We start from the raw sequence: 17,745 nt of genomic DNA on the forward strand, positions 1-17,745 counted from the left end.
GCGATGATAGAAAACAGAAAGCATGAACTTTACAGGCAATCCATAATGAAAAACGTGTTAAAGCCACTCGCTGTCATTTTTACTCTGTTCAGCCTTACGGGCTGTGGGCTAAAAGGCCCGCTCTATTTCCCGCCAGCTGATAAAACCGCGCCGCCTCCGACCAAGAGCGTTCAGCCGCAATCGCAATCCACCACGCCTGAGAAAAACGATCGTGGGATTAGTGATGGGCCTTCTCAGGTGAATTACTAACGGCAGGAATAGATTTTACATTTCTGTACCCGCGTGAACGGAGTGAATGATGCAATTCTCTAAAATGCATGGCCTTGGCAACGATTTTATGGTCGTCGACGCGGTAACGCAGAATGTCTTTTTCTCACCAGAGCTGATCCGCCGCCTGGCCGACAGACATCTCGGCGTTGGATTTGATCAGCTGCTGGTGGTTGAGCCTCCGTATGATCCGGAGCTGGATTTCCACTACCGTATTTTTAATGCCGACGGCAGTGAAGTGTCACAGTGTGGCAATGGCGCCCGCTGTTTTGCCCGTTTTGTTCGTCTGAAAGGGCTGACCAATAAACGTGATATTCGCGTCAGTACCGCGAATGGTCGTATGGTATTAACCGTCACCGACGACGAGCTGGTGCGGGTGAATATGGGCGAACCCAATTTTGAACCCTCGCAGGTTCCTTTTCGCGCTAACAAAGCAGAGAAGACCTATATTATGCGCGCGGCTGAACAGACAGTATTGTGCGGCGTGGTTTCAATGGGGAACCCGCACTGCGTGATTCAGGTTGATGATGTTGATACGGCCACGGTAGAAACACTGGGACCGGTTCTGGAAAGCCACGAACGCTTCCCTGAACGCGCCAATATCGGATTTATGCAGGTGGTAAAACGCGAGCATATCCGACTGCGCGTCTATGAGCGCGGCGCGGGTGAAACGCAGGCCTGCGGCAGCGGTGCGTGCGCTGCCGTTGCGGTCGGTATCCAGCAGGGTCTGCTGGCGGAAGAAGTGAGGGTGGAATTACCGGGCGGTCGACTTGATATCGCCTGGAAAGGTCCGGGTCATCCGCTGTATATGACTGGCCCGGCGGCACATGTCTACGACGGATTTATTCACTTATGAAGCAACCAGGGGAAGAACTACAGGAAACGCTCATGGAGCTGGACGACCGGGCGGTCGTCGATTACCTGCAACGTAATCCTGAGTTTTTTATCCGTAATGCCCAGGCCGTTGAAGCGATGCGAGTTCCGCACCCAGTGCGGGGCACGGTCTCTTTAGTGGAATGGCATATGGCGCGGGCACGTAATCATATTAACGTGCTGGAAGAGAACATGGCGTTGTTGATGGAACAAGCCAACGCCAATGAAAGCCTGTTCTATCGTCTGTTAAATCTGCAAGGACGGCTGGTGTCGGCCAGCAGTCTTGACGACATGCTGATGCGATTTCATCGCTGGGCGCGTGAGTTAGGGCTGGCCGGAGCGACGGTTCGTCTGTTCCCGGATCGCTGGCGACTTGGCGCGCCATCAAAATTCACCCATCTGGCATTAAGCCGTCAGGCTTTCGAACCGCTGCGTATCCAGCGTCTGGGTCAGTCACAGCACTATCTTGGGCCGCTCAATGGTCCGGAATTGCTGGTCATGATGCCGGAGGCGAAAGCCATAGGCTCGGTGGCGATGTCGATGCTCGGGCAAGATGGCTCTCTGGGCGTGATGCTGTTCAGCAGCCGTGACGTTAATCATTACCAGCAGGGGCAAGGCACGCAATTGCTGCAGGAAATCTCGCTGATGTTGCCGGAACTGCTGGAGCGCTGGATTGAACGCGTATGACCGATTCACCCCTTTCTCAGGATGTGGCGCGCTTTTTGCGCTATCTGGGCGTTGAGCGTCAGCTTAGCCCGATCACATTGCTTAATTATCAGCGTCAGCTTGATGCCATCATTGCGTTAGCCGGAGAGACCGGTCTGCAAAGCTGGCAACAATGTGATGCTGCGATGGTACGTAGTTTTGCCGTGCGCAGCCGTCGTAAGGGACTGGGGCCGGCGAGTCTGGCGCTGCGTCTCTCCGCGTTACGCAGTTTCTTCGACTGGCTGGTTAATCAGGGCGAGCTGAAAGCCAATCCGGCAAAAAGCGTTTCCGCGCCGAAAGCACCGCGTCATCTCCCTAAAAATATCGATGTCGATGACGTTAATCGTCTGCTGGATATCGATCTCAACGATCCCCTTGCCGTGCGCGATAGAGCAATGCTGGAAGTGATGTACGGCGCGGGGCTGCGTTTATCTGAGTTGGTTGGGCTGGATATTAAACATCTCGACCTCGACACCGGCGAAGTGTGGGTGATGGGTAAGGGCAGTAAAGAGCGTCGCCTGCCGATTGGCCGCAACGCGGTGGCGTGGATTGAGCACTGGCTGGATCTGCGCGGGCTATTTGGCAGCGATGACGATGCGCTATTTCTGTCCAAACTGGGCAAACGCATCTCGGCGCGTAATGTGCAGAAACGCTTTGCTGAATGGGGTATCAAGCAGGGGCTGAACAGCCACGTACATCCCCACAAATTGCGTCACTCCTTTGCGACGCATATGCTGGAGTCGAGCGGCGATCTGCGCGGAGTGCAGGAGTTATTGGGTCATGCCAATCTCTCCACGACTCAAATCTATACCCATCTTGATTTTCAACACCTGGCTTCAGTGTACGATGCGGCGCATCCGCGCGCCAAACGGGGGAAATAATGCGTTTTTACCGGCCTTTGGGGCGCATTTCTGCGCTCACCTTTGACCTTGATGACACCCTTTACGATAACCGTCCCGTTATCACACGCACCGAGCAGGAAGCGCTCGCGTTTGTACAGAATTACCATCCGGCGTTGAATTCGCTGCAAAATAGCGACCTACAGCGCTTACGTCAGGCCGTTCGCGACGCCGAGCCGGAAATCTACCACGATGTTACCCAATGGCGTCACCGTGCCGTAGAGCGCGCTATGCTGGAGGCGGGGTTGTCAGCGGCAGAAGCCAGAATGGGGGCGAATGCGGCGATGATGAATTTTGCCAAATGGCGTAGCCGCATTGAAGTCCCGCAGACGACGCATGACACGCTGAAGGCGCTGGCCCGCAAATGGCCGCTGGTGGCGATCACCAACGGTAACGCGCAGCCGGAACTGTTTGGCCTGGGTGATTACTTTGAGTTTGTGCTGCGCGCCGGTCCAGACGGACGATCAAAACCGTTTAGCGACATGTACACGTTGGCGGCGGAAAAACTGAAAATGCCTGTGGGTGAGATTCTGCACGTGGGTGATGACCTGACGACGGACGTCGCGGGCGCCATCCGTTGTGGTATGCAGGCCTGCTGGATCAAACCGGAAAATGCCGACCTGATGCAAACCGCAGACAGTCGTTTGCTTCCGCATATCGAAATTTCACAGTTGGCATCTCTGACCTCGCTGATATAATCACCAGCAGAACTCTGTATATATACCCAGCTTTTTGGCGGATGGCGCTACGCTAATCCGCCTTACCTACTTTTACGCGGCGGTGCCAATGGACGTTTCTTACCTGCTCGACAGCCTTAATGATAAACAGCGTGAAGCGGTGGCCGCGCCACGCAGCAACATGCTGGTTCTGGCAGGCGCGGGGAGTGGTAAAACGCGCGTGCTGGTGCACCGTATCGCCTGGTTACTGACGGTTGAGAATAACTCGCCGTACTCCATTATGGCGGTGACCTTTACCAACAAAGCGGCGGCGGAAATGCGCCACCGTATCGGCCAGATCATGGGAACCAGCCAGGGCGGTATGTGGGTGGGGACATTCCACGGTCTGGCCCACCGCCTGCTGCGCGCGCACCATATGGATGCGAACCTGCCGCAGGATTTTCAGATCCTCGACAGTGAAGACCAACTGCGTTTGCTCAAGCGTCTGATCAAAGCGATGAACCTTGATGAGAAGCAGTGGCCACCGCGTCAGGCGATGTGGTTCATCAACAGCCAGAAAGACGAAGGGCTGCGTCCGCATCATCTGCAAAGCTACGGCAACCCGGTTGAGCAAACCTGGCAGAAAGTGTATCAGGCTTACCAGGAAGCGTGTGACCGCGCGGGGCTGGTGGATTTCGCCGAGCTGCTGCTGCGCGCCCACGAGCTGTGGCTCAACAAACCGCATATCCTGCAGCACTACCGCGAACGTTTTACCAATATCCTGGTGGACGAATTTCAGGATACCAACAACATTCAGTACGCGTGGATCCGCCTGCTGGCGGGCGATACCGGCAAGGTAATGATCGTCGGTGATGACGATCAGTCAATCTACGGCTGGCGCGGAGCGCAGGTGGAGAACATCCAGCGCTTTCTCACGGATTTCCCCGGCGCAGAAACCATTCGTCTGGAGCAGAACTACCGTTCGACCAACAATATCCTCAGCGCGGCTAACGCCCTGATTGAAAACAATAATGGGCGTCTGGGTAAAAAGCTGTGGACCGATGGCGTCGACGGCGAACCGATCTCGCTGTACTGCGCGTTCAACGAACTCGATGAAGCGCGCTTTGTGGTCAATCGTATCAAGACCTGGCAGGACAACGGTGGTGCGCTGGAGCAATGCGCTATTCTTTATCGCAGCAACGCCCAGTCGCGCGTACTGGAAGAGGCGTTGTTACAGGCCAGCATGCCGTATCGGATTTATGGCGGGATGCGCTTCTTCGAACGCCAGGAAATCAAAGATGCGCTTTCCTACCTGCGTCTGATCGCCAACCGCAATGACGACGCCGCGTTTGAGCGCGTGGTGAATACGCCCACCCGCGGGATTGGCGATCGTACTTTAGATGTTGTGCGTCAGACCTCCCGTGACCGCCAGCTAACGTTGTGGCAGGCCTGTCGTGAGCTGTTGCAGGAAAAAGCCCTCGCTGGTCGCGCCGCCAGCGCCTTACAGCGCTTTATGGAGCTGATTGACGCACTGGCGCAGGAGACCGCCGATATGCCGCTGCACGTGCAGACTGACCGGGTGATTAAAGACTCCGGCCTGCGCATGATGTACGAGCAGGAAAAAGGCGAGAAAGGCCAGACGCGTATCGAAAACTTAGACGAACTGGTGACGGCAACGCGCCAGTTCAGCTACAACGAAGAAGACGAAGACTTAATGCCGCTGCAGGCATTCCTGTCTCACGCTGCGCTGGAAGCGGGCGAAGGGCAGGCGGATACCTGGCAGGACGCGGTACAACTGATGACGCTGCACTCGGCGAAAGGTCTGGAGTTCCCGCAGGTGTTTATCGTCGGGATGGAAGAAGGCATGTTCCCCAGCCAGATGTCGCTGGACGAAGGCGGTCGCCTCGAAGAAGAGCGCCGCCTGGCTTACGTAGGCGTGACCCGCGCAATGCAAAAGCTGACGCTGACCTACGCCGAAACGCGTCGTCTGTACGGCAAAGAGGTTTACCATCGTCCGTCGCGCTTTATCGGCGAACTGCCGGAAGCGTGCGTTGAAGAGGTTCGCCTGCGCGCCACTGTCAGCCGCCCGGTGAGCCATCAGCGGATGGGCACGCCAATGGCGGAAAATGATACCGGCTACAAGCTCGGCCAACGCGTGCGCCACGCTAAATTTGGCGAGGGCACCATCGTCAACCTGGAAGGAAGCGGCGAACACAGTCGTTTGCAGGTCGCGTTCCAGGGGCAGGGAATCAAATGGCTGGTTGCCGCCTACGCCAGACTGGAAACGGTATGATCGCCTGATGTCGCTGCGCTTATCAGGCCTACGCGGAACGTAATATTTTGATTTGTAGGCCGGTTAAGGCGAAGCCGCCATCCGGCTATCTGTCGGTTAATATTCTGAAATCATAGATAAATAATTCCCCTCTGCTAACCTTTCTGTATAAGGGGAAATTATTACTTTTTCGCCATCCGTTGCGTGTTGACGTCAAAATTTTGCTGGCGTAACATGCGCGCACGATTACGCTAAGAGGACATTCGCCTTGGACACACCCAGTAGATACTGGCTCATTATCCTGTCATCCAGGATCAACTCCTAAGGCTATCCCTTTTTGCTGATAGCCTTCGCGGTTGTCAGCGACCTTCTGTTTTTTCCCGTCGCGCTGAGTCAGGCTGTTTAATGGTCTGAAACCCAATTTGTTTCTGTGTGCCCTCCGAACTGTCCGATAATTTTTTGCATTGGGAGTCCCGGTCATGCTGAGCGCATTTCAACTGGAAAACAATCGTTTAACTCGCCTTGAGGCAGACGAGATCGAGCACCTGGCCAGTTCGGTTTGGGTCGATTTAGTCGAGCCGGATGACGAAGAACGAAACCGTGTGCAAAAGGACTTGGGCCAGAATCTGGCTACGCGCCCTGAACTGGAAGACATCGAAGCATCCGCACGTTTTTTTGAAGACGAAGACGGTCTGCACATCCACTCCTTCTTCTTTTACGAAGACGCCGACGATCACGCGGGTAACTCAACCGTCGCATTTACCATTCGCGAAGGCCGCCTGTTTACTCTGCGCGAGCGCGAACTGCCGGCTTTCCGCCTGTACCGCATGCGTGCGCGTAACCAGGCGATGGTGGATGGCAACGCCTACGAGCTGTTGCTCGACCTGTTCGAAACCAAAATTGAACAGCTGGCGGATGAGATCGAAAACATCTACAGCGACCTGGAAAAACTCAGCCGTGTGATCATGGAAGGGCGTCAGGGCGATGAATATGATGAAGCGCTGTCGACGCTGGCGGAACTGGAAGATATCGGCTGGAAAGTACGTCTGTGTCTGATGGATACCCAGCGCGCGCTGAACTTCCTGGTGCGTAAAGCGCGTTTGCCGGGCAGTCAGCTGGAGCAGGCGCGTGAGATCCTGCGCGATATCGAGTCACTGCTGCCGCATAATGAATCGCTGTTCCAGAAGGTTAACTTCCTGATGCAGGCGGCGATGGGCTTTATCAACATCGAGCAGAACCGCATCATCAAGATCTTCTCGGTAGTTTCTGTGGTATTCCTGCCGCCGACGCTGGTGGCTTCCAGCTACGGGATGAACTTTGAGTTTATGCCGGAATTGCACTGGAGCTTCGGTTACCCGGGCGCGATTGTCTTTATGATGCTCGCGGGACTGGCGCCGTATCTGTACTTTAAGCGCAAGAACTGGCTGTAATCACTGTACTTTATCCGGCCTACGGCGATGTGCTTTTGTAGGCCGGATAAGCGAAGCGCCATCCGGCACTCCCCTAGCTCCGACGAACCCGTCGTTGCGTATAAATCGCATCCATCACGAAAATCGCCAGTGCCACCCAGATAAACGCAAACGTGACCATTTTATCCGTTCCCGGGACTTCACCGTAGAAGGTGACGGCCAACAGGAACATCAGCGTAGGCCCGATATACTGGAAGAATCCCAGCGTGGACAGACGCAGGCGGGTTGCCGCGCCGGTAAAGCACAGCAGTGGAATGGTGGTCACGACACCCGCGGCAATCAGCAGCAGGTTGAGCGACATGGGGTTTTGCCCCATATGGCTGGTTGAGCTGTCCGCAATGCCAAACAGATAGATGGCGGCGACAGGTAAAAGCCACAGGGTTTCGATCAGCATGCCGGTTTGTGCTTCGACGGCAATCTTCTTGCGCACCAGCCCATAGAACGCAAAGCTGAACGCCAGTCCCAGCGCGATTATTGGCAGCGATCCGAAGGTCCACAGCTGTACCAGCACGCCGCAGGCGGCTAACAGTACCGCCAGCCACTGCATTCGACGAAAGCGCTCACCGAGGAATAGCATTCCCAGCACAATATTCACCAGTGGGTTAATAAAATAGCCGAGGCTGGCTTCCAGCATATGGTGATTATTGACCGCCCAAATGAACAGCAGCCAGTTTCCGCCGATGAGCACTGCAGAGAGCGCCAGCAGGAAGATCTTCTTTGGCGTTTGTAGCAGCGTTTTGACGCCTGACCACTGGCGGCTGATGCTCATCAGTACCACCATAAAGAAAAATGACCAGATGACGCGGTGCGTCAGGATCTCATCCGCCGGAACATAGTAAATCAGCTTGAAGTAGGCGGGAGCGATACCCCAAATAAAATAAGCAGCAAGAGCGAGTAGCACGCCCTGCCGCGTTTGTTTAGCATCCATCGGGAAAACTCATTGCAGAAATGTAACAGCAGTTTACCTTTTTTTAGGCGCTTACCCCACCATATAAGTGGCGGTTGCGCTGGCAATATAAAGCTGTTCTTCGTTATGCAATTCCACGCGCGCAACAGCGACTTTATTACCCGCCCGCAGCAGGCTACTGGTGGCGGTAAAGCGATTCCCTCTTCCGGGGCGCAGATAATCAACACGCAAATCGATTGTACCCATGCGTGACATCCGCTGACGCAGTTCGTCCTCGCTGATCGTTTCATGGCGGGTCAGCGTACTCCCAACGCATACCAGCCCGGCGGCGACGTCCAGCGCCGAGGCGATCACGCCGCCATGCAGAATGCTTTGCGCCCAGTTTCCGACCATCATCGGTTGGTTATTAAAGGCTAATTGAGCAAATTCTTTCTCATAGCGTTCGAGCTCTAGTCCCAGCGCCCGGTTAAACGGCATATGATAGACAAACATTTCACCCACTAACTTCAGCGCTTCCTCAGCAGTAAGTACGGCAGACATACGATCCCTACATCTCGGTGGTTAATGAAATGTTGATGTTATGCTTATTATTTGTTGTTTTCTACTTTAGGACGGGATAACTAACGAGGAACTAGCTAAGTATGTAGAATACTTGCCAGATAATTATACAATTCATCAATATTTTGGTTCAGGAGAACATTACCGATGCGGGCGATTCTGGGATGGTTACTACCAGCAATTATGCTGCCGTTGACCGCGTATGCGCAGGAAGCGACAGTGAAAGAGATTCATGATGCACCGGCGGTTCGTGGCAGTATTATCGCTAATATGCTGCAGGAACATGACAACCCTTTCACGCTTTATCCTTATGACACCAACTATCTTATTTACACCAATACCAGCGACATGAACAAAGAGGCGATCAGCAGTTATAGCTGGTCCGAAAATGCGCGCAAAGATGAGGTTAAGTTTCAGTTAAGCCTGGCGTTTCCGCTCTGGCGCGGGATATTAGGCCCAAACTCGGTACTTGGTGGTTCCTATACCCAGAAGTCCTGGTGGCAGCTTTCGAACAGTGAAGAGTCTTCACCGTTTCGCGAAACCAACTACGAACCGCAATTATTCCTCGGTTTCGCTACCGACTATCGCTTTGCCGGTTGGACTCTTCGTGATGTCGAAATGGGTTATAACCATGACTCCAACGGCCGATCCGATCCCACGTCACGTAGCTGGAACCGTCTTTATACCCGTCTGATGGCTGAAAATGGTAACTGGCTGGTGGAAGTTAAGCCGTGGTACGTGATTGGTAGCACCGACGATAACCCTGATATCACTAAATACATGGGCTACTATCAGCTGAAAATGGGGTATCACCTGGGTGACGCGGTTATCAGCGTGAAAGGCCAGTACAACTGGAATACTGGCTACGGTGGTGCAGAGCTGGGTGCCAGTTATCCCATCACGAAGCATGTGCGTCTATACACTCAGGTCTACAGTGGTTACGGCGAATCGCTGATTGACTACAACTTCAATCAGACGCGTGTCGGTGTGGGCGTGATGCTCAACGATATCTTCTGATAAGTATTGAGAGTATTTTAATCATTGCAGTTTCTCTCTCAGGCGCTGAAAATAGCGCCTGTTTTTATTTCGGGCGAATGGGGTTAATGTGGCGCAGGCGGAAGTGTTGAATCTGGAAATGGGCGCTAAACAGGTTTTGCAGGAAACCTTTGGCTACCAACAGTTTCGCCCCGGTCAGGAAGAAATCATTGATACCGTGCTCTCTGGTCGCGACTGCCTGGTCGTTATGCCGACCGGCGGCGGTAAATCCCTGTGCTATCAAATTCCCGCATTATTGCTAAACGGACTCACCGTTGTTGTTTCCCCGCTGATTTCCCTGATGAAAGATCAGGTCGATCAACTGCTGGCCAACGGCGTGGCGGCGGCGTGCCTGAATTCTACTCAAAGTCGTGAACAGCAGCTTGAGGTGATGACGGGCTGTCGCAGCGGGCAGATTCGCTTACTGTATATTGCGCCCGAACGACTGATGCTGGATAACTTCCTTGAGCATCTGGCGCACTGGAATCCGGTGCTGCTGGCGGTTGATGAAGCACACTGTATTTCGCAGTGGGGGCATGATTTCCGCCCCGAGTACGCTGCGCTGGGCCAGCTGCGCCAGCGTTTCCCGACGCTGCCGTTTGTGGCGCTGACCGCGACCGCGGATGAGACAACCCGGCTGGACATTGTGCGTCTGCTGGGACTGAACGATCCGTTAATTCAAATCAACAGCTTTGACCGACCGAACATTCGCTACATGCTGATGGAGAAGTTTAAGCCGCTCGATCAGCTGATGCGCTACGTGCAAGAGCAGCGCGGTAAGTCTGGCATTATCTATTGTAACAGTCGCGCCAAAGTCGAAGACACCGCCGCGCGTCTGCAAAGCCGTGGCATCAGCGCCGGGGCTTATCATGCCGGGCTGGAAAATGCCGTACGCGCCGAGGTGCAGGAGAAATTCCAGCGTGATGACCTGCAAATCGTAGTGGCGACCGTGGCGTTCGGTATGGGGATCAACAAACCTAACGTACGCTTCGTGGTGCATTTCGATATTCCGCGTAACATCGAATCCTATTACCAGGAAACCGGCCGCGCCGGGCGTGATGGCCTGCCGGCGGAAGCGATGCTGTTTTACGATCCGGCTGATATGGCATGGCTACGCCGTTGCCTCGAAGAGAAACCCGCCGGGCAACTGCTGGATATCGAACGTCATAAGCTCAATGCGATGGGGGCGTTTGCCGAGGCGCAGACCTGTCGTCGTCTGGTGTTGCTGAACTATTTTGGCGAAGGGCGCCAGGAGCCGTGTGGCAACTGCGATATCTGTCTCGACCCGCCAAAACAGTACGACGGACTTATGGATGCGCGCAAAGCGCTGTCGACGATTTACCGTGTTAACCAACGCTTCGGCATGGGGTACGTCGTGGAAGTGCTGCGCGGAGCGAATAACCAGCGTATTCGCGAACTGGCTCATGACAAACTGCCGGTCTATGGCATTGGTCGCGAGCAAAGCCACGAACACTGGGTGAGCGTTATTCGCCAGCTTATTCACCTGGGCCTGGTGACGCAGAATATTGCTCATCACTCCGCGTTACAGCTAACCGAAGCCGCGCGTCCGGTGTTGCGCGGTGACGTTGCGTTACAGCTTGCTGTACCACGTATTGTGGCGCTGAAACCGCGTGCGATGCAGAAATCCTTCGGTGGTAACTACGACCGCAAACTGTTCGCCAAATTGCGTAAGCTGCGTAAAGCCATTGCCGACGAAGAGAACATTCCGCCGTACGTGGTGTTCAACGACGCCACACTGATTGAAATGGCAGAGCAGATGCCGGTTTCACCGAGTGAAATGCTAAGCGTCAACGGTGTGGGGATGCGTAAACTTGAGCGTTTCGGTAAAGAGTTTATGGCGCTTATTCGCGCACACGTTGATGGTGACGACGAAGAGTAGTCAGCCGGGCAAAAAAGTGCCAGGATGGTGACTCACTGAACTATTCCCCCGCGAGTCATTTTTATGTTAACGCTATTTTTCACCGTTGCGTTGGTGCATATCGTTGCGCTGATGAGCCCCGGTCCCGATTTCTTTTTTGTTTCTCAAACTGCGGTTAGCCGTTCGCGCAAAGAAGCTATGATGGGCGTGCTGGGCATTACCTGCGGTGTCATGGTCTGGGCTGGCGTGGCACTGCTCGGCCTGCATCTGATTATCGAAAAAATGGCCTGGCTGCATACCATTATTATGGTCGGCGGGGGGCTGTATCTGTGCTGGATGGGTTATCAGATGCTGCGCGGCGCGTTTAAAAAACAGGATGTTGCAGAGCCCACTCCGCAGGTGGAGTTGGCGCAGAGCGGACGCAGCTTTTTGAAAGGTCTGCTGACCAACCTGGCGAACCCTAAAGCCATTATCTATTTTGGCTCTGTCTTCTCATTGTTCGTTGGCGACAACGTGGGAACGGGCGCGCGTTGGGGGATCTTTGCTCTGATTATCGTGGAAACGCTGGCGTGGTTTACCGTGGTCGCCAGCCTGTTTGCTCTGCCGAAAATGCGTCGTGGCTATCAGCGTCTGGCGAAGTGGATTGATGGTTTTGCCGGTGCGCTGTTCGCAGGCTTTGGTATCCATCTGATTATTTCGCGCTAAGTTTGTTGCCCGCCTGGGAGTCCCAGGCGGTATGCGGCTTATTGCGCAAGCTTCTGTAGCTCATCCTTCGAAAGGCCGGTCATTTCCATAATCGCGTCGGTATCAAGACCTCGCTTGAGCATCGCTTTTGCTACATCAGTAAGGGCAATGCGCCTCCCTTCTTCACGGCCTATCTGCTTTAGTTGATCCGCCATTGTCATCAGTTTTTCTCCATGCTGCGGCACCCGCTGTGCCAGCTTATACAATAATGTCTGAACATCTTGTGTATTCCCTGCTTGCACCATGTAGTTTACCAGCACGGTTATTTGTTGTCCGCTCATCTTCTCCAGCATAAACAGGCGGGTAAGTTTATCCAGCAACTGCGCCATGTCGCGCTGGCGAATGTGTTTTTGTACTAATGTCAGCGCTGCCATACTGCGATGCTGCATGATCTCATCATCTGGAATAACCGTCACATCCACCAACGGAAATGGTGTGCTGTAAAGTTGAAGGGCGGTTCCAGAATCCTCAAAGTGATCCAGCCAGTTCATTGAGCCTTGCCATGGGCTTTGCTTGCCATGGTAAAAGAGAACAGGAATAACCAGCGGCAGAGTGTCGTTTCCAGCCTCAAGATGACGCTGCATCGCTGCGATAGCGTAGCGCATCAGGCGAAATGACATGTGCTTATTCGGTGAGCTTTGATGCTCAATGAGCACATGTACATAGCCATGTCCGCTGGTGGTTTCCAGTGAGTAGAGAATATCGCTGAAATAGGGGCGCAGATCGTCCTCCACAAAACTGCCTGATTCCAGACGGAGCGTTTCCAGCCTGCATATTTTGATTAACGAGGGAGGAAGATGAAGTTCGATAAAGTCCCGCGCGGTTTCCACGCGGGAGAGGAAGGTTTTAAATACTGCGTCATGTGGTGTTGTTACTTCCGCCATCGTTAATCATCCGTGAGTGGTGAATATGGCAGCATTCTGGCATTAGCAATCAACGTCTAACAGTACAGGATAAAAGGCTTTTCTCCCTTTGCGGCGAAGTACGAAAAGCCATGTTCAGAGGCTCTTACAGATAGCATTTCATTGCGAGCGACGTTCCATTTGCTAGGCATGCCTTGCCGATGCCAGCAGGGCGCCTATTAGCATAAATAGCGAGCCAAACACTTTGTTGAGCGCCTTCATTTGCTTTGGTCCTTTAATCCAGCCAGCAATGCGCGTGGCCAACGTCGCGTAACCGATCATCACAATGATATCGACCACGATGGTCGTGACGCCAAGCACCACGTACTGCATCAACTGCGGTTCTTGCGGCAGGATAAACTGCGGGAACAGAGCGGCAAGGAAAACTATGCTCTTAGGATTGGTCAGATTAACAAAGACCGCGCGTTTGAACAGCCGGCTGCGCGATTGCGTATTCGCCATGGTATTCAGATCGATAGCACCCGCCGCCCGCCATTGTTGAATACCCAGCCAAATCAGATAGGCTGCTCCCGCCCACTTCAGCACCTCAAATGCGATCACCGAACGTGAAAATAGCGTTCCCAATCCTACGCCAACCAGAACGATATGAATACCCAACCCGGTCTGCAAACCCGCAATCGACGCGCTGGCACCGCGATATCCGTGGCTGATGGCGGTGGTCATGGTATTGATTGCGCCAGAGCCTGGGGACAAGCTCAAAATAATAGAGGTCAGCAGGTAGGCGAACCACCATTCAAAGGTCATGAGAAACTCCCGGATTGTCTATTTTTATGCCACAATACGCTACTGCCGTTAGGTTGTGTCAGTGACGGCGAAAAAAACGATTTTACTTGGTCAGCGAGGCTGGATACCCGATGTTTCAGCAGCAAAAAGACTGGGAAACAAGAGAAAACGCGTTTGCTGCTTTTTCCATGGGGCCACTGACAGATTTCTGGCGTCAGCGGGAAGAAGCGGAATTTACGGGCGTGGATGATATTCCCGTACATTTTGTTCGTTTTCATGCAGAAAAAAACGATCGCGTCATCGTCGTCTGTCCTGGACGCATTGAAAGCTACGTGAAATACGCTGAACTGGCGTATGACCTGTTTCATTCTGGTTTTGACGTTCTCATTATCGATCACCGTGGCCAGGGGCGTTCCGGGCGTATGCTTTCGGATCCGCATCGCGGTCATGTCGATAACTTTAATGATTATGTCGACGATCTAACCGCCTTCTGGCAGCAGGAAGTGCTACCCGGCCCATGGAGAAAACGCTATATCCTGGCGCATTCAATGGGCGGGGCGATTGCGACGTTATTCCTGCAACGCCACCCGAATCAGTGTGATGCCATCGCGCTTTGCGCACCGATGTTTGGTATTGTGATGCGCTTTCCCGACTGGATGGTGCGCCATATACTGGACTGGGCCGAAGGGCATCCGCGGATCCGCGAAGGCTATGCGATGGGAACCGGGCGCTGGCGGGCGCTGCCGTTCGGTATGAATGCGTTAACCCATAGTCGACAGCGCTATCGGCGCAATCTACGCTTTTATGCTGATGAGCCGCGGTTGCGCGTTGGCGGTCCCACCTATCACTGGGTACGTGAAGGGATTCTGGCTGGCGAACAGGTTTTGGCTGGCGCCGGAGATGATGCGACGCCGACGCTGCTGATTCAGGCTGAAGAAGAGCGTGTGGTAGATAACCGCATGCACGATCGTTTTTGTGAACTCCGCGCCGCAGCGGGCCATCCTGTAGAAGGGGGTCAGCCGCTTGTCATCAAAGGCGCGTACCATGAGATCCTTTTTGAAAAGGACGCCATGCGCTCAGTCGCGCTTAACGCTATTGTCGAATTTTTCGACAAGCATAACTCATCCAGCGGAACCCGCTTTGCCTAGAGGTTGAATTTTCTTATGTATCAGGTTGTTGCGTCTGATTTAGACGGTACGCTGCTTTCTCCCGACCATACTCTGTCCCCTTATGCCAAAGAGACGCTGAAGTTATTGACCGCTCGCGGCGTTAACTTCGTGTTTGCGACTGGCCGTCATCATGTTGATGTGGGGCAAATTCGCGATAACCTCGGCATTAAAACCTACATGATCACGTCCAACGGCGCGCGCGTGCATGATTCTGACGGGAATCTGGTGTTTTCCCATAACCTGGATCGCGATATTGCCAGCGACCTGTTTGGCGTAGTGAATGCAAACCCGGACATCGTGACCAACGTATATCGTGATGATGAGTGGTTTATGAATCGCCATCGTCCGGACGAAATGCGTTTCTTCAAAGAAGCGGTGTTTAACTACTCACTGTTTGAACCTGCATTACTGGAGCCTGAGGGCGTCAGCAAAGTGTTCTTCACCACCGACTCTCACGAAAGGCTACTGCCGCTGGAGCAGGCGATTAACGCCCGCTGGGGCGATCGCGTCAACGTCAGCTTCTCTACGCTTACCTGTCTGGAAGTCATGGCTGGCGGCGTATCGAAAGGTCATGCGCTGGAAGCGGTAGCAAAAGCGATGGGCTACAGCCTGAAAGACTGCATCGCCTTTGGCGATGGGATGAACGATGCGGAAATGCTCTCCATGGCAGGTAAAGGCTGCATCATGGGCAACGCCCACCAGCGCCTGAAGGATCTGCACCCGGAACTGGAAGTCATTGGTCTTAATGCCGACGATGCCGTGCCACACTATCTGCGTGAACTGTTTTTGCAGTAACCTTCTGTTCGTTAGCTGACCAGTTGTCAACTAAAAACTCCGCTACAATGGGTGTACCTTTTGTTAAGAGACATCCATTGTGGCGTTACTCATCATTACCACAATTCTGTGGGCCTTTTCCTTTAGCCTGTTTGGCGAGTACCTTGCCGGTCATGTCGATAGCTATTTTGCGGTGCTGATGCGCGTTGGGCTGGCGGCGTTGGTGTTCCTGCCGTTTTTACGTACTCGTGGGCACAGCGTAAAAACGATCGGGCTGTATATGCTGGTGGGTGCCATGCAGCTTGGCATTATGTACATGCTGAGTTTTCACGCCTATCTGTACCTGACGGTTTCAGAACTGCTGCTCTTTACCGTGCTGACGCCGCTCTACATTACGCTGATTTATGATCTGATGAGCGGGCGTCGTCTGCGCTGGAGTTACGCCTTTAGTGCGTTACTGGCGGTGATTGGCGCGGGGATCATTCGTTACGATCAGGTGACCAGCCACTTCTGGACCGGTCTGCTGTTGGTGCAGTTGTCCAATATCAGCTTTGCCATTGGTATGGTGGGCTATAAACGTCTGATGGAGACGCGGCCAATGCCGCAGCACAACGCCTTTGCCTGGTTTTATATGGGCGCCTTTATGGTGGCTGTCGTGGCCTGGTTCATGCTGGGCAATGCGCAGAAAATGCCTGCAACCACGCTACAGTGGGGGATTCTGGTCTTTCTTGGCGTGGCGGCGTCCGGCATTGGTTACTTTATGTGGAACTACGGCGCGACCCAGGTGGATGCGGGCACGCTGGGCATAATGAACAATATGCATGTCCCTGCCGGACTGCTGGTTAACCTGGCTATCTGGCATCAACAACCTCACTGGCCAAGCTTCATCATTGGTGCGGCTGTGATAGTGGCTTCACTGTGGGTACATCGAAAGTGGGTCGTTCCGCACTCCGTACAAACGGCAGGTGATCGCAGGCGTGATTCCGCGCTGAGCGAATAAACGCTTCTGTGACCGGCTGTCGCTGCTCGCCATCACGCACGGCGGCGTACAGTCGGCTCCACAACCCATCACCCAGGGTTTTGGTCACTACCAGGCCCTGGCGTTCAAAACTCTCAACCACCCAGTGCGGTAATGCCGCGATACCCATTCTGGCTGCAACCATCTGAATCAGCAGCAAGGTGTTATCCACGCTTTTCAGCGACGGACTAACGCCTGCAGGCTGCAGAAAATGCCGCCATACATCCAGTCGACTCCGCTGTACCGGGTAAATCAGCAGTGTCTCGCTGGCCAAATCTTCCGGTGTGATTTGTGTTTTGCTGGCCAACGGATGGTCAGGCGCCAGTACCAGGCGGACTTCAAAATCAAACATCGGTGAGTAGTGCAATCCGCTGCGCGGCAGGATGTCGGAGGTTAACACCAGATCCAGCTCATCCTGCTGTAGCGCTGGTTGCGGATCGAACGTCACGCCGGATTTAAAGTCCATCTCCACCTGCGGCCAGTTGGCACGAAAATTCTCCAGCGCGGGCGTCAGCCATTGAATACAACTGTGACATTCAATCGCAATTCGCAGCCGGGTTTGCTGCGGTTCGTTGCAGGCCTGCAGCGCACGACCAATTTGCGGCAACACCTGATTGGCTAACTGCAGCAGGATTTCTCCCTGCGGCGTAAAGCGCAGAGGCTGGCTTTTACGGATAAAAAGTCGAAAGCCAAGGCGCTGCTCCAGATCGCTGAACTGGTGAGAAAGGGCGGATTGGGTCTGATGCAACGTCGCCGCTGCGGCTGCCAGAGAACCACTATTCCGCAACGCCTGGAGCGTTTTCAGGTGTTTAATCTCGATCATGAAAGTCCTTCACTTCGGCATGAACAAATTGCGCTTGAGGAATATACAGTA

General features: G+C 53.9%; 19 protein-coding genes. 14 read left to right on the forward strand and 5 right to left on the reverse strand.

Features of this window, described 5'->3' with window-relative positions:
• Nucleotides 1-45: 45 nt before the first annotated feature.
• The 8 genes from lptM (at nt 46) to corA (ending at nt 7,102) form a co-directional block, all read left to right on the forward strand.
• On the forward strand, nt 46-249 hold the full coding sequence (gene lptM / locus OGY09_RS01345) for an LPS translocon maturation chaperone LptM (protein WP_003017937.1): 204 nt from the start codon (nt 46-48) through the stop codon (nt 247-249).
• Between the two features lie 49 nt (nt 250-298).
• Nucleotides 299-1,123: a diaminopimelate epimerase gene (gene dapF / locus OGY09_RS01350; RefSeq protein ID WP_003017933.1), complete on the forward strand. Its 825-nt coding sequence runs from the start codon at nt 299-301 to the stop codon at nt 1,121-1,123.
• Nucleotides 1,120-1,827: a DUF484 domain-containing protein gene (locus tag OGY09_RS01355; RefSeq protein ID WP_008787084.1), complete on the forward strand. Its 708-nt coding sequence runs from the start codon at nt 1,120-1,122 to the stop codon at nt 1,825-1,827. The genes dapF and OGY09_RS01355 overlap by 4 nt, the downstream gene beginning before the upstream one ends.
• Nucleotides 1,824-2,726 (forward strand): tyrosine recombinase XerC, encoded by a 903-nt coding sequence (xerC, locus tag OGY09_RS01360; protein ID WP_032945700.1) that lies wholly within the window; start codon nt 1,824-1,826, stop codon nt 2,724-2,726. The genes OGY09_RS01355 and xerC overlap by 4 nt, the downstream gene beginning before the upstream one ends.
• Nucleotides 2,726-3,442 carry a 5-amino-6-(5-phospho-D-ribitylamino)uracil phosphatase YigB gene (gene yigB / locus OGY09_RS01365; RefSeq protein ID WP_032945701.1) on the forward strand — a complete coding sequence of 239 codons (717 nt, stop codon included), beginning with the start codon at nt 2,726-2,728 and terminating at the stop codon, nt 3,440-3,442. Before xerC ends, yigB begins: the two co-directional genes overlap by 1 nt.
• Nucleotides 3,443-3,530: 88 nt before the next feature.
• On the forward strand, nt 3,531-5,693 hold the full coding sequence (gene uvrD / locus OGY09_RS01370) for a DNA helicase II (protein WP_003828957.1): 2,163 nt from the start codon (nt 3,531-3,533) through the stop codon (nt 5,691-5,693).
• 247 nt (nt 5,694-5,940) lie between these two features.
• Entirely contained in the window at nt 5,941-5,997 is a 57-nt protein-coding gene (gene ysgD, locus OGY09_RS01375; protein ID WP_212723238.1) for a YsgD/CorL family protein, read from the forward strand.
• A gap of 154 nt (nt 5,998-6,151) precedes the next feature.
• A complete protein-coding gene (corA, locus tag OGY09_RS01380; protein WP_003017920.1) occupies nt 6,152-7,102 on the forward strand; it encodes a magnesium/cobalt transporter CorA in 951 nt (316 codons plus the stop codon).
• 73 nt (nt 7,103-7,175) lie between these two features.
• Here corA and rarD read toward each other — a convergent pair whose 3' ends face one another.
• Nucleotides 7,176-8,069, reverse strand: a complete 894-nt coding sequence (rarD, locus tag OGY09_RS01385) for an EamA family transporter RarD (protein ID WP_003828953.1) — start codon at nt 8,067-8,069, stop codon at nt 7,176-7,178.
• A gap of 51 nt (nt 8,070-8,120) precedes the next feature.
• Nucleotides 8,121-8,588: an acyl-CoA thioesterase YigI gene (gene yigI, locus OGY09_RS01390; RefSeq protein ID WP_003017917.1), complete on the reverse strand. Its 468-nt coding sequence runs from the start codon at nt 8,586-8,588 to the stop codon at nt 8,121-8,123.
• A gap of 165 nt (nt 8,589-8,753) precedes the next feature.
• Here yigI and pldA point away from each other — a divergent pair, with 165 nt between their 5' ends.
• The 3 genes from pldA to rhtC all read left to right on the forward strand — a co-directional run bounded on the left by pldA (nt 8,754) and on the right by rhtC (nt 12,225).
• Nucleotides 8,754-9,623 (forward strand): phospholipase A, encoded by an 870-nt coding sequence (gene pldA / locus OGY09_RS01395; protein ID WP_003828947.1) that lies wholly within the window; start codon nt 8,754-8,756, stop codon nt 9,621-9,623.
• A gap of 88 nt (nt 9,624-9,711) precedes the next feature.
• A complete protein-coding gene (gene recQ, locus OGY09_RS01400) occupies nt 9,712-11,541 on the forward strand; it encodes an ATP-dependent DNA helicase RecQ (RefSeq protein WP_032945703.1) in 1,830 nt (609 codons plus the stop codon).
• 63 nt (nt 11,542-11,604) lie between these two features.
• Complete coding sequence (gene rhtC / locus OGY09_RS01405; protein WP_032945705.1) at nt 11,605-12,225, forward strand: threonine export protein RhtC; 621 nt, start codon at nt 11,605-11,607, stop codon at nt 12,223-12,225.
• Nucleotides 12,226-12,263: 38 nt separating this feature from the next.
• Here rhtC and OGY09_RS01410 read toward each other — a convergent pair whose 3' ends face one another.
• Complete coding sequence (locus OGY09_RS01410) at nt 12,264-13,148, reverse strand: Rpn family recombination-promoting nuclease/putative transposase (RefSeq protein ID WP_032945707.1); 885 nt, start codon at nt 13,146-13,148, stop codon at nt 12,264-12,266.
• Between the two features lie 162 nt (nt 13,149-13,310).
• A complete protein-coding gene (rhtB, locus tag OGY09_RS01415) occupies nt 13,311-13,931 on the reverse strand; it encodes a homoserine/homoserine lactone efflux protein (RefSeq protein WP_003828938.1) in 621 nt (206 codons plus the stop codon).
• A 110-nt stretch (nt 13,932-14,041) separates the two neighbouring features.
• Here rhtB and pldB point away from each other — a divergent pair, with 110 nt between their 5' ends.
• The 3 genes from pldB to OGY09_RS01430 all read left to right on the forward strand — a co-directional run bounded on the left by pldB (nt 14,042) and on the right by OGY09_RS01430 (nt 16,853).
• Nucleotides 14,042-15,058: a lysophospholipase L2 gene (gene pldB, locus OGY09_RS01420; protein WP_003017911.1), complete on the forward strand. Its 1,017-nt coding sequence runs from the start codon at nt 14,042-14,044 to the stop codon at nt 15,056-15,058.
• 15 nt (nt 15,059-15,073) lie between these two features.
• The gene (gene yigL, locus OGY09_RS01425; protein WP_008787091.1) at nt 15,074-15,874 is read left to right on the forward strand and encodes a sugar/pyridoxal phosphate phosphatase YigL; all 801 of its coding nucleotides are present in this window, start codon (nt 15,074-15,076) and stop codon (nt 15,872-15,874) included.
• A 79-nt stretch (nt 15,875-15,953) separates the two neighbouring features.
• Entirely contained in the window at nt 15,954-16,853 is a 900-nt protein-coding gene (locus tag OGY09_RS01430; protein WP_032945709.1) for a carboxylate/amino acid/amine transporter, read from the forward strand.
• Here OGY09_RS01430 and metR read toward each other — a convergent pair.
• On the reverse strand, nt 16,741-17,694 hold the full coding sequence (gene metR / locus OGY09_RS01435; RefSeq protein ID WP_003017908.1) for an HTH-type transcriptional regulator MetR: 954 nt from the start codon (nt 17,692-17,694) through the stop codon (nt 16,741-16,743). The genes OGY09_RS01430 and metR overlap by 113 nt on opposite strands.
• Nucleotides 17,695-17,745: the final 51 nt, after the last annotated feature.

Source organism: Citrobacter sp. Cpo071 (assembly GCF_030332765.1).
In the GTDB taxonomy this organism is placed as follows: domain Bacteria; phylum Pseudomonadota; class Gammaproteobacteria; order Enterobacterales; family Enterobacteriaceae; genus Citrobacter; species Citrobacter portucalensis.

Coding starts and splice junctions, on each gene's coding strand:
- lptM (WP_003017937.1), top strand. CDS start 46: ATGAAAAACGTGTTAAAGCCACTCGCTGTCATTTTTACTCTGTTCAGC.
- dapF (WP_003017933.1), top strand. CDS start 299: ATGCAATTCTCTAAAATGCATGGCCTTGGCAACGATTTTATGGTCGTC.
- OGY09_RS01355 (WP_008787084.1), top strand. CDS start 1,120: ATGAAGCAACCAGGGGAAGAACTACAGGAAACGCTCATGGAGCTGGAC.
- xerC (WP_032945700.1), top strand. CDS start 1,824: ATGACCGATTCACCCCTTTCTCAGGATGTGGCGCGCTTTTTGCGCTAT.
- yigB (WP_032945701.1), top strand. CDS start 2,726: ATGCGTTTTTACCGGCCTTTGGGGCGCATTTCTGCGCTCACCTTTGAC.
- uvrD (WP_003828957.1), top strand. CDS start 3,531: ATGGACGTTTCTTACCTGCTCGACAGCCTTAATGATAAACAGCGTGAA.
- corA (WP_003017920.1), top strand. CDS start 6,152: ATGCTGAGCGCATTTCAACTGGAAAACAATCGTTTAACTCGCCTTGAG.
- rarD (WP_003828953.1), bottom strand. CDS start 8,069: ATGGATGCTAAACAAACGCGGCAGGGCGTGCTACTCGCTCTTGCTGCT.
- yigI (WP_003017917.1), bottom strand. CDS start 8,588: ATGTCTGCCGTACTTACTGCTGAGGAAGCGCTGAAGTTAGTGGGTGAA.
- pldA (WP_003828947.1), top strand. CDS start 8,754: ATGCGGGCGATTCTGGGATGGTTACTACCAGCAATTATGCTGCCGTTG.
- rhtC (WP_032945705.1), top strand. CDS start 11,605: ATGTTAACGCTATTTTTCACCGTTGCGTTGGTGCATATCGTTGCGCTG.
- OGY09_RS01410 (WP_032945707.1), bottom strand. CDS start 13,148: ATGGCGGAAGTAACAACACCACATGACGCAGTATTTAAAACCTTCCTC.
- rhtB (WP_003828938.1), bottom strand. CDS start 13,931: ATGACCTTTGAATGGTGGTTCGCCTACCTGCTGACCTCTATTATTTTG.
- pldB (WP_003017911.1), top strand. CDS start 14,042: ATGTTTCAGCAGCAAAAAGACTGGGAAACAAGAGAAAACGCGTTTGCT.
- yigL (WP_008787091.1), top strand. CDS start 15,074: ATGTATCAGGTTGTTGCGTCTGATTTAGACGGTACGCTGCTTTCTCCC.
- metR (WP_003017908.1), bottom strand. CDS start 17,694: ATGATCGAGATTAAACACCTGAAAACGCTCCAGGCGTTGCGGAATAGT.